The sequence below is a fragment of the Streptomyces sp. R818 genome, from assembly GCF_056172735.1.
Genome location: NZ_JAOCNE010000003.1, coordinates 837,660 through 862,809 on the forward strand (window position 1 = coordinate 837,660; position 25,150 = coordinate 862,809).

The 25,150-nt window shown below is 70.9% G+C and carries 21 protein-coding genes; 2 read left to right on the forward strand and 19 right to left on the reverse strand.

Annotated elements, in window-relative coordinates:
- Positions 1-15 precede the first annotated feature (15 nt).
- On the reverse strand, positions 16-585 hold the full coding sequence (locus N5I75_RS08940) for a dienelactone hydrolase family protein (RefSeq protein WP_476676039.1): 570 nt from the start codon (positions 583-585) through the stop codon (positions 16-18).
- A 62-nt stretch (positions 586-647) separates the two neighbouring features.
- Between N5I75_RS08940 and N5I75_RS08945 the strand changes: the two genes are divergently transcribed.
- Complete coding sequence (locus N5I75_RS08945; RefSeq protein WP_476676041.1) at positions 648-1,760, forward strand: mechanosensitive ion channel family protein; 1,113 nt, start codon at positions 648-650, stop codon at positions 1,758-1,760.
- 21 nt (positions 1,761-1,781) lie between these two features.
- Here the strand turns inward: N5I75_RS08945 and N5I75_RS08950 are convergent, their stop codons facing one another.
- From N5I75_RS08950 to N5I75_RS08970, 5 genes are all read right to left on the reverse strand, one after another.
- Entirely contained in the window at positions 1,782-3,368 is a 1,587-nt protein-coding gene (locus N5I75_RS08950; RefSeq protein WP_476676042.1) for a Na+/H+ antiporter, read from the reverse strand.
- Positions 3,369-3,639: 271 nt separating this feature from the next.
- On the reverse strand, positions 3,640-4,119 hold the full coding sequence (locus N5I75_RS08955) for a GNAT family N-acetyltransferase (RefSeq protein WP_476676044.1): 480 nt from the start codon (positions 4,117-4,119) through the stop codon (positions 3,640-3,642).
- On the reverse strand, positions 4,116-5,057 hold the full coding sequence (locus N5I75_RS08960; protein WP_476676046.1) for an RluA family pseudouridine synthase: 942 nt from the start codon (positions 5,055-5,057) through the stop codon (positions 4,116-4,118). Before N5I75_RS08960 ends, N5I75_RS08955 begins: the two co-directional genes overlap by 4 nt.
- Positions 5,058-5,119: 62 nt before the next feature.
- A complete protein-coding gene (gene lspA / locus N5I75_RS08965) occupies positions 5,120-5,710 on the reverse strand; it encodes a signal peptidase II (RefSeq protein WP_476676048.1) in 591 nt (196 codons plus the stop codon).
- A gap of 106 nt (positions 5,711-5,816) precedes the next feature.
- Positions 5,817-6,659 (reverse strand): TraR/DksA family transcriptional regulator, encoded by an 843-nt coding sequence (locus N5I75_RS08970; RefSeq protein WP_476676050.1) that lies wholly within the window; start codon positions 6,657-6,659, stop codon positions 5,817-5,819.
- Between the two features lie 614 nt (positions 6,660-7,273).
- Between N5I75_RS08970 and ileS the strand changes: the two genes are divergently transcribed.
- Complete coding sequence (gene ileS, locus N5I75_RS08975) at positions 7,274-10,444, forward strand: isoleucine--tRNA ligase (RefSeq protein WP_476676052.1); 3,171 nt, start codon at positions 7,274-7,276, stop codon at positions 10,442-10,444.
- 329 nt (positions 10,445-10,773) lie between these two features.
- Here the strand turns inward: ileS and N5I75_RS08980 are convergent, their stop codons facing one another.
- From N5I75_RS08980 to N5I75_RS09040, 13 genes are all read right to left on the reverse strand, one after another.
- Positions 10,774-11,976 (reverse strand): DivIVA domain-containing protein, encoded by a 1,203-nt coding sequence (locus N5I75_RS08980; RefSeq protein ID WP_394434894.1) that lies wholly within the window; start codon positions 11,974-11,976, stop codon positions 10,774-10,776.
- A 46-nt stretch (positions 11,977-12,022) separates the two neighbouring features.
- Positions 12,023-12,307, reverse strand: coding sequence for a YggT family protein (locus tag N5I75_RS08985; protein ID WP_476676054.1), 285 nt, complete (start codon positions 12,305-12,307; stop codon positions 12,023-12,025).
- Between the two features lie 71 nt (positions 12,308-12,378).
- Positions 12,379-13,020 carry a cell division protein SepF gene (locus tag N5I75_RS08990; protein WP_394434892.1) on the reverse strand — a complete coding sequence of 214 codons (642 nt, stop codon included), beginning with the start codon at positions 13,018-13,020 and terminating at the stop codon, positions 12,379-12,381.
- A gap of 126 nt (positions 13,021-13,146) precedes the next feature.
- A complete protein-coding gene (locus N5I75_RS08995; RefSeq protein ID WP_476676056.1) occupies positions 13,147-13,902 on the reverse strand; it encodes a YggS family pyridoxal phosphate-dependent enzyme in 756 nt (251 codons plus the stop codon).
- Positions 13,903-13,908: 6 nt separating this feature from the next.
- Positions 13,909-14,649: a peptidoglycan editing factor PgeF gene (gene pgeF / locus N5I75_RS09000; protein ID WP_476676058.1), complete on the reverse strand. Its 741-nt coding sequence runs from the start codon at positions 14,647-14,649 to the stop codon at positions 13,909-13,911.
- A gap of 61 nt (positions 14,650-14,710) precedes the next feature.
- The gene (gene ftsZ / locus N5I75_RS09005) at positions 14,711-15,937 is read right to left on the reverse strand and encodes a cell division protein FtsZ (RefSeq protein WP_476676060.1); all 1,227 of its coding nucleotides are present in this window, start codon (positions 15,935-15,937) and stop codon (positions 14,711-14,713) included.
- A 288-nt stretch (positions 15,938-16,225) separates the two neighbouring features.
- A complete protein-coding gene (locus tag N5I75_RS09010; RefSeq protein WP_476676995.1) occupies positions 16,226-17,032 on the reverse strand; it encodes a cell division protein FtsQ/DivIB in 807 nt (268 codons plus the stop codon).
- Between the two features lie 28 nt (positions 17,033-17,060).
- On the reverse strand, positions 17,061-18,149 hold the full coding sequence (murG, locus tag N5I75_RS09015) for an undecaprenyldiphospho-muramoylpentapeptide beta-N-acetylglucosaminyltransferase (protein ID WP_476676062.1): 1,089 nt from the start codon (positions 18,147-18,149) through the stop codon (positions 17,061-17,063).
- Between the two features lie 6 nt (positions 18,150-18,155).
- Entirely contained in the window at positions 18,156-19,466 is a 1,311-nt protein-coding gene (ftsW, locus tag N5I75_RS09020; protein ID WP_476676064.1) for a putative lipid II flippase FtsW, read from the reverse strand.
- Positions 19,467-19,572: 106 nt separating this feature from the next.
- Positions 19,573-21,015 (reverse strand): UDP-N-acetylmuramoyl-L-alanine--D-glutamate ligase, encoded by a 1,443-nt coding sequence (gene murD / locus N5I75_RS09025; protein ID WP_476676066.1) that lies wholly within the window; start codon positions 21,013-21,015, stop codon positions 19,573-19,575.
- Positions 20,997-22,070 (reverse strand): phospho-N-acetylmuramoyl-pentapeptide-transferase, encoded by a 1,074-nt coding sequence (gene mraY / locus N5I75_RS09030; protein WP_398197078.1) that lies wholly within the window; start codon positions 22,068-22,070, stop codon positions 20,997-20,999. The genes murD and mraY overlap by 19 nt, the downstream gene beginning before the upstream one ends.
- Positions 22,067-23,461 (reverse strand): UDP-N-acetylmuramoyl-tripeptide--D-alanyl-D-alanine ligase, encoded by a 1,395-nt coding sequence (locus tag N5I75_RS09035; RefSeq protein ID WP_476676068.1) that lies wholly within the window; start codon positions 23,459-23,461, stop codon positions 22,067-22,069. Before N5I75_RS09035 ends, mraY begins: the two co-directional genes overlap by 4 nt.
- Positions 23,462-23,465: 4 nt before the next feature.
- On the reverse strand, positions 23,466-25,139 hold the full coding sequence (locus N5I75_RS09040) for a UDP-N-acetylmuramoyl-L-alanyl-D-glutamate--2,6-diaminopimelate ligase (RefSeq protein ID WP_476676070.1): 1,674 nt from the start codon (positions 25,137-25,139) through the stop codon (positions 23,466-23,468).
- Between the last annotated feature and the right edge of the window lie 11 nt (positions 25,140-25,150).

The following is a 25,150-nucleotide window of genomic DNA, read 5'->3' on the forward strand; positions in this document are numbered from 1 at the left end:
CCCCGCGCGGGACCCCTACAGGGTTTCGAGGAAGCCGAGCGCCACCCGCCAGGTGGCCTCGGCGGCCTCCTCGTCGTAGTCGGGCAGGTCGGGGTCGGTGTAGAGGTGGCCGGCCCCGGCGTAGCGGTAGACCTCGACGTCCGCCCCGGCCCGGCCCATCTGCAGGTACCAGGCGGTCAGCCAGTCGTCCGTCTCGAACGGGTCGGGCTCGGCGACGTGCAACTGGACGGGCAGCTCGTCCACCGACGCGTTCTCCGCGAGGTCGGACGTGCCGTGCAGGAGCAGCAGCCCCTTCGCCTTCTCGTCGCCCAGGGCGAGCGTCTGCGCGGTCGCGGCGCCGAAGGAGAACCCGGCGTAGACCAGGCGGCGGTCCGAGTAGGGCGCGGCGGCGAGCACGGCGCGCCTGAGCAGTTCGTCCTTGCCGATCTCGTCGCGGTGGGCCATGCCCTCCTCGACGGTGTCGAAGGTCTTCCCCTCGAAAAGATCCGGGGTCCACACCTCGTGCCCGGCGCCGCGCAGCCGGTCGGCGGCGGCCTTCACAGCGGGCCGCAGTCCGAACGTGGAGTGGAAAAGCATGATGTTCATGGTGGCCATGGTGCCAGGAACGCCACAGGTTAGAGGCAGCTGATCCCGGTTACCGTCGAGGAATGGAGAACGTACTGCGCCCTCTGATCGTCGTCGGCGGCTCGGTCGTGCTCACACTCCTCCTCGGGTGGGCCGTCGACCAGCTGCTGCAACGCGCCGACCGACGCCACCACGAGACACCACTGTGGGGACTGCTGCGCCGCTGTCGAGTGCCTCTGCAACTGGTGCTCTGCGCGGCCCTGCTGCGCGGCACCTACGACCACGCGGAGATCAGCAAGGAGCACTCCGCCGGGATCGGCCAGGTCCTGAGCCTCGTCCTGATCGGCGCCACCGCCTGGCTGATCGTGCGGATCGCCACCGCCGTCGTCGAGTCGTCCTACGCCCGCTACGCCACCAGCCACCGCGACGCCGCCCGGGTCCGCCGGGTCCGCACCCAGGTCACCCTGATCCAGCGCATCGTCACCGCGATCGTCGGTGTCGTCGCCGTCTCGGCGATGCTCCTGACGTTCCCGGCGTTCAAGACGGCGGGAGCCTCGCTCCTCGCCTCGGCCGGAATCCTGGGCATCGTCGCCGGTGTCGCCGCCCAGTCGACGCTCGGCAACCTCTTCGCCGGCTTCCAGATCGCGTTCGGCGACATGGTCCGCATAGGCGACACGGTCGTGGTCGACGGCGAGTGGGGCACCATCGAGGAAGTCACCCTCACCTACCTCGCCGTCCGCACCTGGGACGAGCGCCGGATCACGATGCCGGTGTCGTACTTCACATCGAAGCCGTTCGAGAACTGGTCGCGCGGCGGCTCCCAGATGACCGGCACCGTCTTCTTCCACCTCGACCACAGCGCCCCGGTCCCGCAGATGCGCGAGAAGCTGCACGACATCCTGCTCGACTGCGCCGCCTGGGACGGCCGCGACTGGGGCCTCGCCGTCACCGACACCACGCCCAGCACGATGCAGGTCCGCGCCGTCGTCACCGCGAAGGACGCGGACGACATCTGGACCGTACGGGTCCGGGTGCGCGAGCAGCTGCTCCGCTGGCTGACCGAGCACCACCCCTACGCGCTGCCCCGCATCAACACGGCGACGGCGCTGATCGCCCCGAACGAGATCGGCACGGCACTGCCCGACCACCACGTCCTGATGCGCGACGGCCGCGCCCCGCGCACGGGCCGCGGCTGAGCCCCCGTCCTCGTCAGCGGTCTACCGCAGACTGCGTACGTCGAGCTGCCGCAGCACCCGGTCGACGACCTCGGGGTCGGCGCCGGGTTCGCTGCGGGCGGCGAGCACCTCGTGGCGCGCCGCCGACAGCATCTCGTTCTGGATGCGCCGTACGCGCTTGATGCGGGCGTACCGCTTCTCGTGCGTCGCGCGCCGCTCCTCCGCCCCCATCTCGGGGTTGATCCGCAGGCCGATGTCGTAGGCGCGGCGCACCATCTGCTCCTGTACGTCCTCGGGCAGCTCCTCGACCTCCTCGATCTCCTTGAGCCGCCGCTTGGCGGCCTTGGCGGCGCGCAGGGCGAGATCCTTCTCGTACTGCTGCTCGATCTCGGTGTCGGCCTGGACGCCGAGCTTCCGCACGAGCCAGGGCAGGCTGAGCCCCTGGAGGATCAGGGTCGCCATGATCACCCCGAAGGCGATGAAGATGATCTCGTCCCGCTTGGGGAAGGGCGAGTCGTCGTCCATGGTCAGCGGGATGGCGAGGGCCAGGGCGACGGAGGCCACGCCGCGCATTCCCGCCCACCACATGATCACGGTCTCGCGCCAGCTCACCGGGATCTCCTCGGCGACGTCGCGCCGGGCGTGCAGCCGCTGGGTCACCCAGGTCATCGGCATCAGCCACAGCAGGCGGACGACGATGACGACGGCGACGACGGCCGCCGCCCAGCCGAGCATCTCGCTCCAGTGGCCCTCCGCCGTGCGGACGACGTTGTGCACCTCCAGGCCGATCAGGCCGAAGGCGACGCCGGTGACGAGCGTGTCGACGACGTCCCAGAACGCCCGTCCGGTCAGCCGGGTCAGCACGTCGTCGGCGTCGAAGGCGCGCTCGGCCAGGAACATGGCGACGGTCAGGACGGCGAGCACGCCCGAACCCTGCAGCTCCTCGGCGAGGACGTAGGAGGCGTACGGGACCAGGAGGGTCAGGCCGATCTGCAGCGTGGCGTCGCCGAGGTAGCCCATGAGCCGGTTCGCGGCCCAGCCGAGCGCGACACCGACGGCCACGGCGACGACGGCGGACAGCAGCAGTTCGAGCGCGGCGTGCTGCACCGTGAAGCTGCCGCTGACGGCGGCGGTGATCGCCACGTGGTACAGGGTGATCGCGGTCACGTCATTGAACAGCCCCTCGCCCTCCAGGATCGACACCAGGCGCCGGGGCAGGCCGAGTTGCCCGGCGACCGCGGTCGCGGCGACCGGGTCGGGCGGCGCGACGAGCGCGCCGAGCGCGACGGCACCCGCGATCGGCAGACCCGGCACGACGGCGTCGGCGACGACGGCGACAGCGGCCGTGGTGACGAACACGAGCGCGACGGCCAGGAGGAAGATGGGCCGTTTGTTGGCCGCGAACTGCCGCCAGGAGGTCCGGTGCACGGCCGCGTAGAGCAGGGGTGGCAGCACCAGCGGCAGAATCAGATCAGGCTGGATGTCGACATTCGGTACGGCGCGGATCAGGGCCAGAACGATGCCGAGCAAGGTCATCAGCACCGGGGCGGGCAGCCCGAGCCGGTCGCCGAGCGGGACGCTCAGCACGGCCCCGAGCAAGAGCACGAACAGCAGGGCCAATTGATCCACGGGTGCTCCGACCACAGTCGACGATCAAGGACTTCTGGTCTCCAGAGTGCCACGCGCATCCGCTTTGATACCTGATCGGCTGATCCGCGCCCATCCGCACGCCACACAAGGCGCGCCACCGTCGTGGCTGGTCGCGCAGTTCCCCGCGCCCCTGGAGGCATGCGGCTTCGCCGCGCCTCCATAGCCGCGCCCCTGAAATGGCGCACGCAGTGCGCATTTCAGGGGCGCGGGGAACTGCGCGCTCAGCCACGACGAAAGCCGCACACGACAGCTACGTCAGAGATTTCCTCATCGCCAGATGAGGGATTCCCGCGTCCGGGAACTCAGGCCCGTACCCCACGTACCCCAACCGCTCATAGAACCCCAGCGCATGCGTCTGCGCATGAAGATCGACCGCCGTCAGCCCCACACCCCGGGCCGCCTCCTCGACGGCCCCCACAAGCGCGGCGCCAACCCCCAGCCCCCGCGCAACCTTCAGCACGGCCAGCCGCCCAAGCGCCCCCACACCAGCCGCCCCACCGTTCTTCACCGCCGCAGCCTCACCGGTGAGCAACCGCCCGGCCCCGAGCGCCACCCCGTCCTCCCGCACGGCCAGCACATGCACCGCCCCGGCGTCGTACGCGTCGTACTCCAGCTCCTCCGGCACGCCCTGCTCGTCGACGAAGACCTCCCGCCGCACGGCGAAGCAGGCCTCCCGGTCCGCATCCGTCCCGGCGACCCGCACGACGTACCCGCCCCGAGCGGAGCTCATTCGCTCTCCGCCCGCACCCGGTCCAGCGCGACCTGAAGATCCTCGGGGTACTCGCTGGCGAACTCGACCCACTGCCCGTCGCCCGGGTGCTCGAACCCGAGCTTGACCGCGTGCAGCCACTGCCGGGTGATCCCGAGCCGCTTGGCGAGCGTGGGATCGGCGCCGTACGTCAGGTCACCGACACAGGGGTGCCGGTGCGCGGACATGTGCACCCGGATCTGGTGCGTACGGCCGGTCTCCAGCTTGATGTCGAGCAGGGACGCGGCGCGGAACGCCTCGATGAGGTCGTAGTGCGTGACGGAGGGCTTGCCCTCGGCGGTCACGGCCCACTTGTAGTCGTGGTTGGGGTGGCGCCCGATCGGCGCGTCGATGGTGCCGCTCATCGGGTCGGGGTGCCCCTGCACGAGCGCGTGGTAGCGCTTGTCGGGCACGCGCTCCTTGAACTGCCGCTTCAGCGACGTGTACGCCCGCTCGGACTTGGCCACGACCATCAGGCCGGACGTGCCGACGTCGAGCCGGTGCACGATGCCCTGCCGCTCGGCGGCGCCGGACGTGGAGATCCGGTACCCGGCGGCGGCGAGCCCGCCGATGACGGTCGTCCCGGTCCAGCCGGGGCTCGGGTGCGCGGCGACGCCGACGGGCTTCACGATGACCACGATGTCGTCGTCGTCGTGGACGATCTCCATGCCCTCGACCGGCTCGGCGACGATCTGCACGGGCGCGGGCGCCTGCGGCATCTCGACCTCCAGCCAGGCCCCGCCGTGCACGCGCTCGGACTTGCCGACGACCGAACCGTCCACCGACACCTTCCCGGCGGCGGCGAGCTCGGCGGCCTTGGTGCGGGAGAAGCCGAACATGCGGGAGATGGCGGCGTCGACGCGCTCGCCCTCAAGGCCGTCGGGCACGGGCAGGGTGCGGATCTCGGGAATCGTGCTCACCCGTCGAGTATGCAGGAGCGCACCGACAGCCTCGTACGCCAGCCCCGGGCCGGCGGGGACGCTCAGTCCTTGTGGACGGTCCCGTCCGGGTCGATCCCGCGGAAGGAGAGCACCACGATCAGGATGCCGCCGCACACGATCGCGGAGTCCGCGAGGTTGAAGACGGGGTAGTTCTTCGGCGCGATGAAGTCGACGACGGCGCCCTCGAAGACGCCGGGGGCGCGGAAGATCCGGTCGGTGAGGTTGCCGAGCGCCCCGCCGAGCAGCAGCCCGAGCGCGACCGCCCAGGGCGAGCTGTAGAGCTTCTTCGCCAGACGCGCGATGACGACGATGACCGCGGCGGCGATCACCGTGAAGACGATCGTGAACGCCTCGCCGATGCCCCAGGCGGCGCCGGGGTTGCGGATCACGTCGAGCTGGAGCCAGTCGCCGAGGACCCGGATGGAGTCCCGGTGCTCCAGCTTCGCGACCACGAGCAGCTTGCTGCCCAGGTCCAGGGCGTAGGCCAGGACGGCCACGGCGAACAGCACGGCGATCCGCCGCCTGCCCTTGGGCCGCGCGGCGGCTTCGCCGGCCTTCTCCGGCTCCGCTGCTGCCCCGGCATCCGATTCCGGGGTGTCCGGCGTACCGATGATGCGCTCCGCCTCTGCCACGTGAGTCCCTCGACCTAGGTACCTGACTGAGGACGAGAGTACGGCACACGCGCGCGGGGGCCCATGGACGGTGCGCCTCAGGACCGCCCCCGGGCCCCGCCTGACCTCAGTAGCGCCGCTCCTGCTTCTGCTTGCACTCCACACACAGCGTGGCCCGCGGGAACGCCTGCATCCGCGCCTTGCCGATCGGGTTGCCGCAGTTCTCGCAGAGCCCGTACGTACCGGCGTCCAGGCGCTCCAGGGCCCTCTGGGTCTGCTCCAGCATCTCGCGCGCGTTGGCGGCCAGCGCCATCTCGTGCTCGCGGGTGATGTTCTTCGTCCCGGTGTCGGCCTCGTCGTCGCCCGCCCCGTCCCCGGAGTCCCGCATCAGGCCCGCGAGCCCGGCCTCCGCCGCCTCGATCTCGCTGCCGAGCCGCATGGTCTCGCTCTGCAGCTCGGCCCGCGCCTCCGCGACCTCGTCCGGCGTCCAGGGGTCCTCGCCGGGCCGTACGGCCAGCTCACCGGCTTCCACGGCGGACTCCCGCGCCTTGGGAACTGCGCCGGGCTGCTGCGCCGCCGTGGCCGTGCCCTGACTCTTCTTCGCAACCACCGTCGTGGCTCCCGTCGTCTTCGCGGCATCGGCCGCGCCCTCGGCCGCGGAGGCGACCGACTTCTTCACCGCACCCTTGCGCCCGGCGGCCTTCTCGGACGTGCCGGCCGCCTTCTCCGTCTTCTTGGACGTACGTTTCCCAGATCCGGCCTTCTCCGCACCCTCGGCCGGGGCCATGTCCTCGCCGTCCGCGGCACCCTCGGCCGAGGCCATGTCCTCGCCCTCCGCCGCGCGTGCGGCCGGGGCCACGTCATCGCCTTCCGCCGCCCCGGCGGCCTGGCCCGCCTTCGCCCTCGCCTTCGCCTTCGCCTTCGCCTTCGCCTTCGCAGGGGTGCTCCCCGTGGTCTTCTTCGCCACCATGGCCGCGACCCCTTCACAAATTGTGATCTTGCACGCGAATCGTGCTGGGACGATAAATCGACTCCAGGCCCGCGGCAACGGGGCGCACAGGCCGATCCGGCCGTCTCACCGCCTTCGCGCAGCGGATCCGCGGGCGTCCCGCCCTGGTCGGCGCCCGGTGGGCCCCGGGATCCGCCCGTACCGGGGCCCCGGCGGGCGACCGACCGGGATCAGTCACCGTACGTATCGCCATTCGGGTCACCGCGCGCAGTCGCCCGCCGCGCCCCGCGCCCCCCGCGAAAACCGGTCGGCCGGCGTTGTCCGGGCGCCGTACACTGGGCACTGCGAGAGGCATGGATGGGGCCGAGTAGCGGCGTACGCAGCCAAGAGCGATCCGGGGACGGTGGGAGCCCGGAGGCGAGCGCGGCGTGAAGATCACCCCGGAGCCGTCGGAAGAAAGCGGCCACGCACGCGTGGCGGCCAGTAGAACCGGCATCGCGACCCCAATGAGGGGGCTCACCGGAGCACACCACGCGCCGGGGGCCAAGGAGGGTGGTACCGCGGGAGCGCGCCGCACACGGCGCACGGCTCTCGTCCCTCCGACGGAAGAGCGCACGTCCGCCGGAGGAAGACTGATGACGCAGTACCGCCAGGTGCCCGCCCAGGTCGACCTGCCCGCCCTCGAGCACGCGGTGCTCGACTTCTGGGCCGAGCAGAAGATCTTCGCCAAGACCCTGGAGCAGTCCGAGGGGCGCCCCGAGTGGGTGTTCTACGAGGGCCCGCCCACGGCCAACGGCATGCCGGGCGCCCACCACATCGAGGCCCGCGTCTTCAAGGACGTCTTCCCCCGCTTCCGCACCATGCGCGGCTACCACGTGGCCCGCAAGGCGGGCTGGGACTGCCACGGCCTCCCGGTCGAGCTGGCGGTCGAGAAGGAGCTGGGCTTCAGCGGCAAGAAGGACATCGAGGCGTACGGCATCGCCGAGTTCAACGCCAAGTGCCGCGAGTCCGTTCTGCGCCACACCGACGCGTTCGCCGAGCTGACGACGCGCATGGGCTACTGGACCGACCTCGACGACCCCTACGTCACGATGGACCCCGAGTACATCGAGTCGGTCTGGTGGTCGCTGAAGGAGATCTTCAACAAGGGCCTGCTCGTCCAGGACCACCGCGTCGCCCCCTGGTGCCCGCGCTGCGGCACGGGCCTCTCCGACCACGAGCTGGCGCAGGGCTACGAGACGGTCGTCGACCCCTCGGTCTACGTCCGCTTCCCCCTCACCTCCGGTCCGCTGGCCGGCCAGGCCGCGCTCCTGGTCTGGACGACCACGCCCTGGACGCTGGTCTCCAACACGGCGGTCGCCGCGCACCCCGAGGTCCGCTACGTCGTGGTGACGAACGGCGAGGAGAAGCTCGTCGTCGCCGAGCAGCTCGTCGAGAAGGCGCTCGGCGAGGGTTGGGAGCCGACCGGTGAGTCGTACACCGGTGCCGACATGGAGCGCTGGACGTACCAGCGCCCCTTCGAGCTCGTCGAGTTCCCGAGCGTCAGCGAGGGAACCAATGGGCACAGCCCGGCCGAGGCGCACTACATCGTCAACGCCGAGTACGTGACGACCGAGGACGGTACGGGTCTGGTCCACCAGTCCCCCGCCTTCGGCGAGGACGACCTCAAGGTATGCCGCGCCTACGGCCTCCCGGTCGTCAACCCGGTCCGCCCCGACGGCACCTTCGAGGAGGACGTCCCCCTCGTCGGCGGCGTCTTCTTCAAGAAGGCGGACGAGGCCCTCACCGAGGACCTGAAGAACCGCGGCCTGCTCTTCAAGCACCTCCCGTACGAGCACAGCTACCCGCACTGCTGGCGCTGCCACACGGCGCTGCTGTACTACGCGCAGCCGTCCTGGTACATCAGGACCACGGCCGTCAAGGACCGCCTCCTCCAGGAGAACGAGGGCACCAACTGGTTCCCGGGCAGCGTCAAGCACGGCCGCTTCGGCGACTGGCTGCAGAACAACATCGACTGGGCGCTCTCCCGCAACCGCTACTGGGGCACCCCGCTGCCGATCTGGCGCTGCGAGGACGACCACCTCACCTGCGTCGGCTCGCGCGAGGAGCTGTCGCAGCTCAGCGGCACCGACCAGTCGCAGCTCGACCCGCACCGCCCCTTCATCGACGACATCACCTTCCCCTGCACCGCCGAGGGCTGCACACACACCGCCGTGCGCGTCCCCGAGGTCATCGACGCCTGGTACGACTCGGGCTCGATGCCGTTCGCGCAGTGGGGCTACCCGTACAAGAACAAGGAGCTGTTCGAGGCGCGCTACCCCGCGCAGTTCATCTCCGAGGCGATCGACCAGACGCGCGGCTGGTTCTACACGCTGATGGCCGTCGGCACCCTGGTCTTCGACAAGTCGTCGTACGAGAACGTGGTCTGCCTGGGCCACATCCTCGCCGAGGACGGCCGCAAGATGTCCAAGCACCTGGGCAACATCCTCCAGCCCATCCCGCTCATGGACCAGCACGGCGCCGACGCGGTGCGCTGGTTCATGGCGGCCGGCGGCTCCCCGTGGGCGGCCCGCCGCGTCGGCCACGGCACGATCCAGGAGGTGGTACGTAAAACCCTCCTCACCTACTGGAACACGGTCGCCTTCCAGGCCCTCTACGCCCGTACGTCCAAGTGGGCGCCCAGCGCGGCCGACCCGGCCCCGGCCGAGCGCACCGTCCTGGACCGCTGGCTCCTCTCCGAGCTGCACCAGCTCACCGACGAGGTCACCCAGGCCCTGGAGGCCTACGACACCCAGCGCGCGGGCAAGCTCCTCTCCGCCTTCGTCGACGACCTGTCGAACTGGTACGTGCGCCGCTCGCGCCGCCGTTTCTGGCAGGGCGACAAGGCCGCGCTGCGCACCCTGCACGACGTGGTCGTCACCGTCACCCAGCTGATGGCCCCGCTGACCCCGTTCATCACCGAGCGGGTCTGGCAGGACCTGGTCGTCCCGGTCACCCCGGACGCGCCGGAGTCGGTCCACCTCTCGACGTGGCCCGAGGCCGACCGCTCGGCGATCGACCCGACCCTGTCCACGCAGATGGCCCTCGTACGCCGCCTGGTGGAGCTGGGCCGCGCCACGCGCGCGGAGTCGGGCGTCAAGACCCGTCAGCCGCTGTCGCGCGCGCTGATCGCCGCGTCGGGCTTCGAGGCGCTGTCCTCGGAACTGCGCGCGCAGATCACGGAGGAGCTGAACGTCACGTCGCTCGCCACGCTCGCGGAGGTCGGCGGCTCGCTGGTCGACACGACGGCCAAGGCGAACTTCCGGGCACTCGGCAAGCGGTTCGGCAAGCGTGTCCAGGACGTCGCGAAGGCGGTCGCCGCGGCGGACGCGGCGGCGCTCTCCCTGGCCCTGCGCGAGGGCAACGCCTCCGTCGAGGTGGACGGTGAAACGGTCACGCTCGCCCCGGACGAGGTCATCATCACGGAGACCCCGCGCGAGGGCTGGTCGGTGGCGTCCGACTCCGGCGCGACGGTCGCCCTCGATCTGGAGCTGACCGAGGAGCTGCGCCAGGCGGGCCTCGCCCGGGACGCGATCCGCCTGATCCAGGAGGCCCGCAAGAACAGCGGCCTGGACGTGGCGGACCGCATCGCCCTGCGCTGGACGTCGACGGACCCGGCCGTGATCTCGGCCCTGACCGAGCACACGGGCCTGATCGCGGACGAGGTCCTGGCAACGGACTTCGCCCAGGGCGAGGCGAACGACACGTACGGCACCCCGTTCACGGACGAGGGCCTGTCCCTGACGTTCAGCCTCCGCAAGGCGTAACCGCACCGCACGGTGGGGGCGGCAGGCCCGTCCTCCCGCTCCCGCTGCGGGCAGGCGCTCCGTCACCGCTGTGGGCAGGCGTTCCGCTGGGGCCCCCCGGACGGAGTCTGGGGGAGGGACGGGTGGGCACAGCCTGCAGCGCCGGGACACCGTCCCAGCGAGCGCCCGCTACAGCACCTGCAAGGGCTCGGCCCCGCCGGAACATTCCGGCGGGGCCGAGCCCTTCTCCCGCTCCCGCCGACGGAACAGACCGCGGCCCGGATCGCTGAACACGATCCGGGCCGCGGCCTGAATGAACGCCGACGCCTGCTGTACAGGCGCGGAGCGCCTTAGTTGTCGTCCTCGTCGATGAGGAACCCACGCATCGGCGAGGGCGCCTGCTGCATCGGCTGCGGCGCCTGCGGCCGCACCGGCGCCATCGGCTGGGTCATGGCGGGCGACATCTGCTGCTGGCCGCCCCCGTAGGACGGGCCACCGCTCTGCTGGTTGCCACCCATGCCCTGGTTGGAGCCGTAGGACGGCGCACCCGCACCGGCCGGGGCCATGGAGGGCGCCGGGGACGGCGGCAGCGAGGCGGTCGCCGGGGTCCGCGGCGGGGCGAGCGAGTCGTCCGCCTGGGTCTCCAGCTGGCGCAGCTGCGACTCGAGGTAGGACTTCAGGCGCGTACGGTACTCGCGCTCGAAGCCGCGCAGGTCCTCGACCTTGCGCTCGAGGGTGGCGCGGGCGGACTCCAGGGAGCCCATCGCGACGCGGTGCTTCTCCTGCGCGTCCCGCTCCAGGGCGTCGGCCTTGGCACGGGCGTCCCGCTCCAGACCCTCGGCGCGGCTGCGGGCCTCACCGACGATCTTGTTGGCCTCGGAACGCGCCTCGGCGATCGCCTGGTCGGCGGTCTGCTGGGCGAGGGAGAGGACACGCGCGGCGCTGTCGCCACCGGGACCGCCCTGGCCGGGCTGCTGCATCTGCGGAGGACCGCCGTGACCGCCCATGGGGCCGCCCATCGGTCCGCCCAGCTGCGGCTGGCCGCCCATCTGTCCCTGCATCGGACCCTGACCCATGGGGCCCTGGCCCATCGGACCGGGACCCTGCGGGCCGCCGGGTCCCTGCGGACCGTGGCCACCGGGCCCGGCCGGAAGCTGCGGGGCACCGCTCGGCAGCTGCGGGGGCCCGCCCATGGGGCCGCCCATCTGCTGCTGCGGCGGGCCCGATATGCCGGCGGGCACCGGCTGGCCGGGACCGCGCATCCCCTGCGGGGGGCCCTGCTGGTGGCCCTGCTGGTCCTGCGGGCCGCCCTGGCCCTCGGGGCCACCGGGGCCGCCGGGGCCCTTGCGCATTCCGCCCTGCTGCTGGTTCTGCGCGGCGGCGCGGGTGGCCGCGGCCAGCTTGGCGCGCAGGTCCTCGTTCTCGCGGAGCAGGCGGGTCAGTTCGGCTTCGACCTCATCGAGGAAGGCATCGACCTCGTCCTCGTCATAGCCTTCTCGGAGGCGGACGGTCGTGAACTGCTTGTTCCGCACGTCCTCGGGGGTCAACGGCATCTCTTCACCTCAACGTAGTCGTCGGCATTCGGCAAGACCGTATCGTTCACAGCCGGCTCACGACGGAGATCAGGATGTAGACGATGATCATCAGTACGAAGAAGGACAGGTCGAGCGCCACGCCCCCGAGACGCAGCGGCGGGATGAACCGCCGCAGAAGCTTGAGCGGTGGATCAGTGACAGTGTAGGTGGCCTCGAGGACCACCACCATCGCCTTGCCGGGTTGCCACGAGCGGGCGAACTGGAACACATAGTCCATGACCAGCCGGAAGATCAGCACGATGAGGAAACACATCAATGCGATGTAGACCACATCTCTAAACACGCCCATGGCGGCGGTTCCCTCTCCCCTGTTGCTCGTGCCTCGTGACTGGCCGGCCAGTCGTAAACCGGTGTTGCGTCTCAGCTCTGGTTGAAGAACCCACCCTCTGCGATACGGGCCTTGTCCTCCGCCGTGACATCGACGTTAGCAGGAGACAACAGGAACACCTTCTGCGTCACCCGCTCAATGCTTCCGTGCAGACCGAAGACGAGACCGGCGGCAAAGTCGACAAGTCGCTTCGCGTCGGTGTCGTCCATCTCGGTCAGATTCATGATCACCGGAGTGCCCTCGCGGAAGTGTTCCCCGATGGTACGGGCCTCGTTGTACGTCCGGGGGTGCAGCGTGGTGATGCGGTAGGGCTCCCGCTCGGACACGACCTTGGGCATGATCACCGGTGCGTTCTTCTCCAGGCTCTGACGTTCAGGTGTGATGGATGCCACGGGGGCGATTCGTGCCGGACGTCCGGATTCAGCGGCGAGCGAAGCGGACTGGCGCGCCGGCTCGCGCTGTGCGGGCGGCTGTACGACTCGTACCGATTCGTCCGCTTCCGGGGCGCGGGAGTTGTGTGACTGATGCGACGGTTCGTGCCGCCGCCTGTCGCGCTCGGGCTCCGGGTCAAGCTCGGGTTCGAAGTCGTCGTCGGGGTCGAACCCCCGGCCGTCGTACCCATCGTCCTCCACGAGGCCGAGGTAGACCGCCATCTTGCGCATCGCGCCGGCCATGCTCTGAGTCCTCCGCTCTGTGGTGGATCGGCTGACGTCAACCAAGCTGCCCGCGATCCACGTGATCTCCCCGCCCAGCAGCGGGAATGACCATATTTTCTGCTGTGGTCCGACTTCTTGGCGACGTTACCCGAGCCTGGGTCGGACTCCGAGTACCGCCGTACCGACGCGCACATGTGTCGCTCCGGCCGCCACGGCCTGTTCGAGGTCCGAACTCATCCCTGCCGACACCATGTTCGCAGCCGGACGGGAAGCGCGCAGGGCAGTCGACAAATCCATGAGCCGTTCGAACGCGGCCTGTTGGCGGCCCGCGTAGACCCCGGTGAGCGGCGCGACGGTCATCAGCCCGTCGAGCCGCAGCCCCGGCGCCTCGGCCACGCGCGCGGCCAACTCCTCGACGCCGCCGGGCCCGACGCCGCCGCGCTCGCCCCGGCCGTCCTCCGCCGCGTCGAGTGCGACCTGGATGAGGCAGCCGAGCTCGCGCCCGGCCCGCTCGGCCTCCTTGGAGAGCGCCGTGACGAGCTTGACCCGGTCCACGGACTGCACCAGATCGGCATAGCCCACCACGGATCGGACCTTGTTGGTCTGGAGCTGACCGACGAAGTGCCAGGTGAGCGGCAGGTCCGCGCACTCCTTCGCCTTGGGGGCGGCGTCCTGGTCCTTGTTCTCCGCCACGTGCCGCACGCCGAGCTCGGAGAGAATCCGCACATCGCTCGCCGGGGAGGTCTTGGTGACCACGATGAGGGTCACCTCCTCGCGCTTGCGCCCGGCCGCCGTGCAGGCGGCGGCGATGCGCTCCTCCACCTTGGCCAGGTTCGCGGCGAGTTCTTCCCTGCGCCCCGAAAGGTCCTGTGGGTCCTGTTGGCCCTGAAGGTCCGTCATGTCGTATCAGTCCAGCCAGACATAGCCCGCGAGCCGACCGGTGGTCTTGTCGCGGCGGTACGAGAAGTGGTCGTGCGACTCCCGCGTGCAGACCGGCGACTGCTCCCGGTCGCGCACCCCGAGCCGCTCCAGTTGGGCGTGGACCCCGGCGCTCACGTCGACGGCGGGGGTGCCCCAGCTGGTCTCGGCGTACGCGGCCGGCTCGATCGCGGCGGCCTCGGCGCGCATCTGCTCCGGCACCTCGTAGCACCGGCCGCAGACGGCGGGCCCGGTGCGGGCCACCATCCGGGCGGGGTCGGCGCCGAGCTCCACCATCGCCTCGACGGCGGCGGGCACGACCCCGGCGAGCATTCCCGGGCGCCCCGCGTGCGCGGCGGCGGCGACCCCGGCGGCCGGGTCGGCGATCAGGACCGGGACGCAGTCCGCGGTCAGGACGGCGAGGGCGAGCCCGCGCCGGGTGGTGACGAGGGCGTCGACCTGCGGAATGTCGGCTTCCGTGGCCCAGGGCCCGTCCACCACGGCGACGTCGGGGCCGTGCACCTGGTGCATCCAGACGACCCGGGTCGCTTCGAGGCCGAGCGCCTTGGCGACCAGCTCCCGGTTGCGCAGTACGGCCTCGCGGTCGTCGCCGACGGCGCCGCCGAGGTTGAGCTCCTCGTACGGAGCGGCGCTCACCCCGCCCCACCGGTCGGTGAAGGCGAAGTGCGCGCCACTCGTCGAGGTCACATCGTCCCGCTGGGCTATCACTGTCGTGCGGTTCCCGTCGGGCCCGGGAACGTCCCCGCCGGGGACGGCACTGTCAGGAACGTCACTTCAGGAAGTCCGGGACGTCCAGCTCCTCGGCCTGGCTGTCCGGGTAGGACGGCCGCGGCACGTGGGGCGGGGCGACCGGGGCCGCGGGGGCCTCGCTCGCCGGGGCGGGCACGTCGATCGGCTCCGGCTTCTGCTCCTCGCGCGGGGTGACGCTGCCGAGGCCGCCGAAGGCCGGGCGCGCGGGCTCGGGGGCCGGCGCCGGGCGGGCGGGCGGAGCGGACTCCTCGCGCTTGGCGGAGGACGAGCCGATCACGTTGTCCCGCTTGGCCGGTGGCTGGCCGCCGTCGAATCCGGCGGCGATGACCGTGACCCGTACCTCGTCGCCGAGGGCGTCGTCGATGACCGCGCCGAAGATGATGTTGGCCTCGGGGTGTGCGGCCTCGCTGACCAGCTGCGCCGCCTCGTTGATCTCGAAGAGACCGAGGTCGGAGCCGCCGGAGATGGAGAGCAGGACGCCGCGGGCACCGTCGATGGAGGCTTCGAGGAGGGGCGAGGAGATCGCCATCTCCGCCGCCGCCACCGCGCGGTCGTCGCCGCGGGCCGAGCCGATGCCCATGAGCGCGGAACCGGCCTCGGACATCACGGACTTGACGTCGGCGAAGTCGAGGTTGATCAGGCCGGGCGTGGTGATGAGGTCGGTGATGCCCTGGACACCGGAGAGCAGGACCTGGTCCGCCGACTTGAAGGCGTCGAGGACGGAGACCTGGCGGTCCGAGATGGACAGGAGCCGGTCGTTGGGGATGACGATGAGGGTGTCGACCTCTTCGCGGAGCTCGGCGATGCCGTCCTCCGCCTGGTTGGCCCGGCGCCGCCCCTCGAAGGTGAAGGGGCGGGTGACCACGCCGATCGTCAGGGCGCCGAGCGAGCGGGCGATGTTGGCCACGACGGGCGCGCCGCCGGTGCCGGTGCCGCCGCCCTCACCGGCGGTGACGAAGACCATGTCGGCCCCCTTGAGGACCTCCTCGATCTCCTCGCGGTGGTCCTCGGCCGCCTTGCGGCCGACTGCCGGATTGGCTCCGGCGCCGAGTCCGCGGGTGAGTTCACGGCCGACGTCGAGCTTGACGTCCGCGTCGCTCATCAACAGGGCTTGCGCGTCGGTGTTGATGGCGATGAACTCGACGCCCTTGAGACCGACCTCGATCATCCGGTTGATGGCATTGACACCACCGCCGCCGACACCGATGACTTTGATGACTGCGAGGTAGTTCTGCGGTGCTGCCACGTCGAAGGCCTCTCGCCTCGAGTTACGTGTCGCCGCTTCGCGTTCTGCCGAGGCGACGACTGATGTCGAATGGGGACGGTCCGGACTACTAGTCGACTGCCGACCCGAACCCTAACGGTGAAGTTTAGGGTTACCAGTGTGTCTGTTCCCTGGACTCTTCCGAACCTGACACTAAGTCGACAAGTGGCGCCCGTTCAACGAACACGCCGAACCTCCCGTTTTTCTTTTCACCCTATGTGATCAGCCGTAGCGCTGCCCAACCAGGGTGCTGGCCTGCGCGGATGTGCGTCAACTCCCTGATGAGGCAGGCGCGGTGGGGACACTCACGTCGAAGTGCGACGCCTTTGGAGCTGCTTTCATGAGGCTGCGCAGTACGCGCGCCTTGGCGTCGCCCTTCTCGGCACTTCCCCATACGACGGTGCGCCCTCCGGTGAGCCCCAGGGAGATGTCGTCGTACGAACGGACCTCGACGGTACGGGTGTCACGCGCGACGGCCGCCGGAAGGTGCCCGCCGACCCGGACCGCCTCACGGACCAGGCGGTCGGTACCGAAGCGTCGCAGGCTTGCGGCGGCGCCCGCCTGATCCGGCGTCAATTCCAGCCGGGGCACGCCCTTCGGCGCTTTGTCGACCGTCGCAAAACGCACACCGTCATGGTCCACTTCGACGAACTTGCCCGAATTTCGGGCGTCTTCGACAATGAGAACGGGCTTGCGTTCCGTCACTTTCAGCCCGATTCCATGCGGCCAGGAACGCACCACGTCCACCTCGTCGACGCGGGGCAGCTTCCGCCGGATCCGGTCCGCGATGGCGTCGGTGTCGACGGAGACCAGCGGGGCGCCGACCGGCACCGCGGCGGCCTCGCGCACCTGTTCCGGGGTGAGGACCTCGGTCCCGGAGGCCGTGACGCGCTCGACGCGCAGCCACTGCGATCCGTACAGGGCCCAGACGGAGCCCGCGCCGACGAGGACGACGAGGACGCCGCCCACGACGAGCGTGCGCAGGCGGGGCAGGCGCAGCCGGGGCGGCGGCGGGCCGGAGGGGGTCACCTCGGCGTCGTCTCGTTCGCCGCGGTCCGCGGTGGTCGCTCCGGCCACGCTGCCCTGCCTCATGTGTCGTACGCCGTCAGCGGCGTGAGTTGATCGCCTCGTACACCATTCCGACGAGCAGGTCGTCGGCGTCCCTGCGGCCGAACTCGGAGGCGGCGCGGGACATCTCGTACAGCCGGTGCGGGTCGGCGAGCACGGGCAGGACGTTGCCCATGACCCACTCGGGGCTCAGCTCCGCGTCGTCGACCAGCAGGCCGCCGCCGGCCTTGACCACCGGCTGGGCGTTGAGCCGCTGTTCGCCGTTGCCGATGGGCAGCGGGACGTAGGCGGCCGGGAGCCCGACGGCGGAGAGTTCGGCGACGGTCATCGCGCCCGCGCGGCAGAGCATCATGTCGGCCGCGGCGTACGCGAGGTCCATCCGGTCCACGTACGGTACCGGGATGTAGGGGGGCATTCCCGGCATCTGCTGTACGTGCGGCAGTTCGTTCTTCGGGCCGACCACGTGCAGGATCTGGATGCCGGACTGCTGGAGCAGCGGGGCGACGCGCGTGACGACCTCGTTGAGGTGGCGGGCGCCCTGGGAGCCGCCGGAGACGAGCAGCGTCGGCAGGTTCGGGTCGAGGCCGAAGGTGTGGCGGGCCTCGGGGCGCACCGCCGCGCGGTCGAGCATGGCGATGGTGCGGCGCAGCGGGATGCCGATGTAGCGGGCGTCGCGCAGCTTGCTGTCCGGGGTGGAGACGGCGACCCCCGCCGCGTACCGGGAGCCGATCTTGTTGGCGAGGCCGGGGCGCGCGTTGGCCTCGTGCACGACGATCGGGACGCCCGCGCGCTTGGCGGCGAGGTAGCCGGGCAGCGCCACGTAGCCGCCGAAGCCGACGACGCAGTCCGCCTTGGTGCGCTCCAGGATCTGCTCGGCGGCCTTGATGGTGCCGCGCAGCCGCCCGGGCACCGTGATCAGCTCAGGGGTGGGCTTGCGGGGCAGCGGGACGGCGGGGATCAGCGCCAGTTCGTAGCCGCGTTCCGGTACGAGACGGGTCTCCAGGCCGCGCTCCGTGCCGAGGGCCGTGATCCCCACGGTCGGGTCCTGCCTGCGCAGGGCGTCCGCGAGGGCGAGCGCCGGCTCGATGTGGCCGGCGGTCCCCCCACCGGCGAGTACGACATGCACCGAAATTCACCGCTCTCCGGACGTACGCGCCGAGGCGCGCCGTCGCATCGTGTTCCATCTCATCCGTGGCTGCCGCATGGCCAGGGCCGCCCGTGCCGCCGGTTCGTCCCGCGCGAACGCGATCAGAAGCCCCACGGCGAACATGGTCGGCAGCAGCGCGGACCCCCCGTACGAGAACAGCGGGAGCGGGACCCCGGCGATCGGCAACAGGCCGAGCACCGCACCGATGTTGACCACGGCCTGCGCCGTGATCCAGGTGGTCACGCCTCCCGCGGCATAGCGTACGAAGGGGTCCTCCGTGCGTCCGGCCACGCGGATACCCGCATAGCCTAGAGCCGCGAACAGGGCGAGCACCGACAGCGTCCCTGACAGGCCCAGTTCCTCACCGGTGATGGCAAAGATGAAGTCGGTGTGCGCTTCGGGAAGTTGGCCCCATTTTTCCACACTGGCGCCGAGCCCGGAACCGAAGAGTCCGCCGGAGGCCAGGGCGTAGATCCCGTGCAGTCCCTGCCAGCACATGTCGTCGGGTCCGGCGTCGGCGCGGCCGAGGCAGGCGAGGCGGGCCATACGGTTCGGGCTGGTCTTGATCAGCATGACGCCGATCAGGCCCGCGACGGACAGGACGCCCACGAACAGCCGGGTCGGGGCGCCCGCCATCCACAGCAGGCCGAAGAGGATCGCGGTGAGCAGGATCGCGGTGCCCATGTCGCCGCCGAGCATGATCAGGCCGAGCAGCAGGAACGCCATGGGGACGAGCGGCACCAGCATGTGCTTCCACTGCGTGAGCAGCCGCTTGTCGTGCTTGCGGGCGAGGAGGTCGGCGCCCCAGAGGATCAGCGCCAGCTTGCCGAACTCGCTGGGCTGGAGCATGAAGGGGCCGCCGAGCGAGATCCAGTTCTGGTTGCCGTTGATCGACACCCCTATCCCCGGCACCTGCACCAGGACCATCAGGAAGACGCTGACGGCGAGGATCGGGTAGGCCAGGGCCCGGTGGAGCTTGACCGGCATCCGCATGGCGAGCACAAGCAGGATCGCGCCGAGGACGGCCGCGACGAACTGCTTGCGGAAGAAGTACGAGGAGGACAGCCCCATCTGCAGGGCCGTGATCATCGACGCCGAGTAGACCATCACCAGGCCGAGCCCGGTGATGAGCAGGGCCGAGCCGAGGATCAGGTAGTACGCGGTGAGGGGCCGGTCCCAGGCGCGGCGGGCCCGCCCGTAGAGGCGCCGTACGGGGTTGGCGCGGGCCCGGTAGACGCGGCTGGTGCGCCTCGGCGGGGCCGGGGGACGCTTGGTGGCTCCGGCGCTACCGGGCATGACCGCTCCCCCACGGTGAGCCGCAGTACGGGCTCTGCTCTCGCTGGTGCGCTGCCACGTTCCCCTCCCGAGGGTGCCCGGCGTCACCGGGCACCCGAAGGTACCGTCAGACGCTGGTGGCGCCCAGTTCGCGGACCGCTTCCGCGAACGCCTCGCCACGCTTGTTGTAGTTCGTGAACATGTCCATCGACGCGCAGGCCGGGGCCATCAGGACGGTGTCTCCCGGGCGGGCGAGCCGCGCCGCCTCCCGGACCGCCGCGGACATCGCCCCAGTGTCGGTCCGGTCGAGGTCGACCACCGGTACTTCCGGGGCGTGTCGCTCCAGGGCTTCCCGGATCAGGGCCCGGTCGGCGCCGATGAGGACGACGCCGCGCAGCCGCTTCGCCGCGCCGCTGACCAGCTCGTCGAAGGTGGCGCCCTTGGCGAGCCCGCCCGCGATCCACACGATCGACTCGTACGCGGCCAACGACGCCTGCGCGGCGTGGGTGTTGGTCGCCTTGGAGTCGTTCACGTACGCCACGCCGGCGACGTCGGCGACGTGCGCGATGCGGTGGGCGTCGGGCGTGAAGGCGCGCAGACCGTCGCGGACGGCGGCGGCTTCGACGCCGTAGGCGCGGGCGAGGGCCGCCGCCGCGAGGGCGTTGGCGATGTTGTGCGGGGCCGGCGGGCGCACGTCGCCGACCTCGGCCAGCTCCTGCGCGTTCTTCTGCCGGTCCTCGACGAAGGCCCGGTCGACGAGGATGCCCTCGACGACGCCGAGCTCCGAGGGTCCTGGCGTACCGAGGGTGAAGCCGATGGCGCGGCAGCCCTCCTCGACGTCGGCCTCGCGGACCAGGTCCTCGGTGGCCTTGTCGGCGGTGTTGTAGACGCAGGCGACCTGGTTGCCCTCGTAGATGCGGCCCTTGTCGGCGGCGTACGCCTCCATGGAGCCGTGCCAGTCGAGGTGGTCGGGCGCGAGGTTGAGGACGGCCGCGGAGTGGGCGCGCAGGGAGGGCGCCCAGTGCAGCTGGTACGAGGACAGCTCGACGGCGAGGACGTCGTAGGCGTCGTCGCCCTCCAGGATCACGTCGACGATCGGGGTGCCGATGTTGCCGACGGCCGCCGTGCGCTTGCCCGCCGCCGTCAGGATCGAGGCGAGCATCTGCGTCGTGGTGGTCTTGCCGTTGGTGCCGGTGATGGCGAGCCAGGGCGCCGCATCGGGGCCGCGGAGGCGCCAGGCGAGCTCCACGTCGCCGATGACGTCCACGCCCGCCTCGGCGGCGGCCGCGAACAGGGGCGAGGTCGGCTTCCAGCCCGGCGAGGTGACGATCAGCTCGGTGCCCTCGGGCAGCGTTTCGGCATCCCCCAGGCGTACGGCGATGCCCTCTTCTTTAAGAAGAGCCGCCTTTTCACGCTGGGCGGGGCCGTCGCCGCCGTCCACGACGGTGACCGACGCGCCGAGGCCGGCCAGGGCGCGGGCGGCGCTGAGGCCGCTCACGCCGAGACCGGCGACGGTGATGGCCGTCCCCTGCCAGGGACCCTGACCGGATGTCACTTCTTGGCTGCCCATCCTGCGTAGAAGAGGCCGAGGCCGACGATCACGCACATGCCCTGGATGATCCAGAAGCGGACCACGACAAGGACTTCGGACCACCCCTTGAGTTCGAAGTGGTGCTGGAGTGGCGCCATGCGGAAGACGCGCTTGCCGGTCATCTTGAAGGAGCCGACCTGGATGACCACGGACATGGTGATCATCACGAAGAGGCCGCCGAGCAGGGCGAGGAGCAGCTCGGTGCGCGAGCAGATCGCGAGACCGGCGAGGGCGCCGCCGAGGGCGAGCGAGCCGGTGTCACCCATGAAGATCTTGGCGGGCGAGGTGTTCCACCACAGGAAGCCGAAGCAGGCGCCCATCAAGGCCGAGGCGACGACCGCCAGGTCGAGTGGGTCTCTGACCTCGAAACACGCCGCTGGGTTGGTGAGGGTCTGCGCGTTGGCGCAGGACTCCTGGAACTGCCAGACGCCGATGAAGGTGTAGGCCCCGAAGACCATCACGGAAGCGCCGGTGGCGAGACCGTCGAGGCCGTCGGTGAGGTTCACGCCGTTCGACATGGCGAGGATCATGAACAGCGCCCAGACGACGAAGAGCACCGGGCCGATCGTCCAGCCGAAGTCCTCCACGAAGGAGAGCCGGGTGGAGGCCGGGGTCTGTCCGCGTGCGTCCGCGAACTGCAGGGAGAGGACCGCGAAGGCGATGCCGACGATCAGCTGCCCGGCCATCTTCGCCTTGGCCCGCAGACCGAGCGAACGGCGCTTGACGATCTTGATGTAGTCGTCGAGGAAGCCGACCAGGCCCATGCCCGCCATCAGGCCGAGCACGAGGAGACCCGACAGGGTCGGGCTCGCGCCGGTGATCAGCTTGGACAGGAAGTACGCGATGAGGGTCGCCAGGATGAAGGCGATACCACCCATGGTCGGCGTACCGCGCTTGCTGTGGTGCTCGCGCGGGCCGTCGTCACGGATGTACTGGCCGTAGCCCTTGCGGGCGAGGAGCTTGATCAGCAGGGGTGTGCCGACCAGCGTCAGGAACAGACCGATGACGCCCGCGAAGAGGATCTGCTTCATCATCGGGCATCGACCTCGCCCTCGAGCAGCGCCTGTGCCACGCTCTCCAGGCCGACCGACCTGGAGGCCTTCACGAGCACGACGTCACCCGGGCGCAGCTCGCTGCGCAACAGGTCGACCGCCGCCTGTGCGTCGGACACGTGCACCGACTCCTCACCCCACGAACCCTCGTTATAGGCGCCCAGTCGCAACCAGGACGCTTCCCTGCCCCCGACTGCCACGAGCTTGCTGACGTTGAGCCGGACGGCGAGCCGTCCGACCGCGTCGTGCTCGGCCAGCGACTCGTCGCCGAGCTCGGCCATGTGCCCGAGCACCGCCCACGTCCGCCGCCCCTTGCCCATGGCCACGAGCGCGCGCAGGGCGGCTCGCATGGACTCGGGGTTCGCGTTGTAGGCGTCGTTGACGATCGTGACGCCGTCCGGACGCTCGGTGACCTCCATCCGCCAGCGGGACAGGGAGCCCGCTTCGGAGAGCGCGAGCGCGATCTCCGAGGCGGACATGCCAAGGTCATGGGCGACGGCGGCCGCGGCGAGCGCGTTCGACACGTGGTGCTCACCGTACAGGCGCAAGGTCACTTCGCTGCACCCGGAGGGTGTGTGAAGGCGGAAGGCGGGCTGCCCGTTCTCCGTGAGCCGGACATTCTCGGCACGTACGTCGGCTTCGTCGCTCTCCCCGAAGAGGAGCACCTTGGCCTTCGTGCGCGAGCGCATGGCCCGTACGAGGGGGTCGTCGGCGTTGAGGATCGCGGTGCCGTCGGCAGGGAGCGACTCGACCAGCTCACCCTTCGCTTCCGCGATCTGCTCCTTGCCGCCGAACTCGCCGATGTGGGCGCTGCCGACGTTGAGGACGACGCCGACGCGCGGGGGCGTGAGGCCCGTCAGGTACCGGATGTGGCCCTTGCCGCGGGCGCCCATCTCCAGAACGAGGAACTTCGTCTCGTCGGTGGCGGACAGGGCAGTCAGCGGCAGGCCGATCTCGTTGTTGAACGAGCCGGGCGTGAAGACGGTGGGCGCCTTGCTGCCGAGGACCTGGGCGATCAGGTCCTTGGTGCTGGTCTTGCCGGCCGAGCCGGTCAGCGCGACCAGGGTGGCGCCGAGCCGCTCCACGACGTGCTGGGCGAGCGCGCCGAGCGCGGCCTGGACGTCGTCGACGACGATCGCGGGCACGCCGACGGGGCGGGACGCCAGGACGGCGGCCGCTCCCTTGTCGACGACCTCGCGCGCGTAGTCGTGGCCGTCCACGCGCTCACCGGCGAACGCGGCGAACAGGCTGCCGGTCTCGACCTTGCGCGAGTCGATGACGACCGGGCCGGTGACCCGGACCTGATCGTCCGGTATGTCGTAGGTCTGCCCGCCGACAGCTGAGGCGATCTCGGCGAGGGAGAGGGCGATCACAACTTCATCCCTGGGTCTGCTCGATGGCTTCGCGAAGCACCTGGCGGTCGTCGAAGGGACGCACCACCCCGGCGATGTCCTGGCCCTGCTCGTGGCCCTTGCCCGCGACGAGCACCGTGTCGCCGGGCTTCGCACGCGCGACGGCGGCGGCGATGGCGGCGGCCCGGTCCTCGAAGACGGCGACGTCGCCGCGCTCGTGGGCGGGCACGTCGGCGGCGCCCGCCAGCATGGTGGCGAGGATCGCGAGGGGATCCTCGCCGCGCGGGTTGTCGGAGGTGAGGATGGCCGTGTCGGCGAACCGGGCGGCGGCGGCGCCCATCGGCATCCGCTTGGTCCTGTCCCGGTCGCCGCCGCAGCCGAGCACGATGTGCAGCTTGTTCTCGGTGACCTTGCGCAGGGCCCGCAGGACGGACTCGACGGCGTCGGTCTTGTGCGCGTAGTCGACGACGGCGAGGTAGTCCTGGCCCGCGTCCACGCGCTCCAGGCGGCCCGGCACCCCGGGGACGGCGGCGACGCCGTCGGCGGCCGTCTGCGGGTCGATCCCGGCGACGGCGAGGGTCACGATCGCGGCGAGGGTGTTCGCGACGTTGAAGGCACCGGGGAGCGGTGCCTTGGCGGCGAACCGCTCGCCCTTGGGGCTCACGACGGTCAACGTGGAGCCGAGCGGCCCCACTTCGACGTCCTCGGCGCGCCAGTCGGCGTCGGGGTGCCCCTCCGCCGAGAAGCTCACGACCGGGACCTCCGACTCACGGATGAGCCGGCGCCCGTACTCGTCGTCGAAGTTCACGACGCCCTGTTTGCTGCGTGCGCGTGTGAACAGCTGCGCCTTCGCCCGGAAGTAGTCCTCCATGTCGGAGTGGAACTCCATGTGCTCCGGGCTGAGGTTGGTGAAGACCCCGATGTCGAAGACGCAGCCGTCGACCCGGCCGAGCACCAGGGCGTGGCTGGAGACCTCCATGGCGACGGCGTCGACGCCGCGCTCGCGCATGACCGCGAACAGCGCCTGGAGGTCGGTGGCTTCGGGCGTGGTGCGCTCGGACTTGATGCGCTCGTCGCCGATGCGCATCTCGACCGTGCCGATGAGCCCGGTGGAGCGGACCGACTTCAGACCGCCCTCGACGAGGTACGCGGTCGTGGTCTTGCCGGACGTGCCGGTGATCCCGAGCTGGAGCAGGTCCTTGCCCGGGTGGCCGTAGATGGTGGCGGCCAGTTCGCCCATCCGCGCGCGCGGGTTGTCCACGACCAGCGGGACGAGCCCGGCCTCGGCGACGCGGTCCGCGCCGGCCGGGTCGGTGAGGGCGGCGACCGCGCCGAGCGTGGCGGCCTGGGCCGCGTAGTCGGCGCCGTGCGCGCGGGCGCCCGGCAGGGCCGCGTACAGGTCGCCGGGGCGGACCGCGCGGGAGTCGTGGGTGATGCCCGAGATGCTCGGGCCGCTCCCGTCCGCGCCGGTGGCCCGTGGTGCGGGTACTCCCAGCTGATCTGCCAGTTCCGCGAGGGGTGTGGCGGAGACCTCGACCGGCCGCGGCGGCCCGGGGTATGTCACGGGTGCGCCCTTCTGGGTGGTTTGGGACTGATCAGCGTGTGGCACGGCGGTGAGCGTACCGGGCGGACCCCCCGCTGAGCGAAGCGAGGGGCGTGGCGGGAGCTGGTTCCCGGAGTCGGAGGTGATGGTTGTCACGAGCTCTCAGG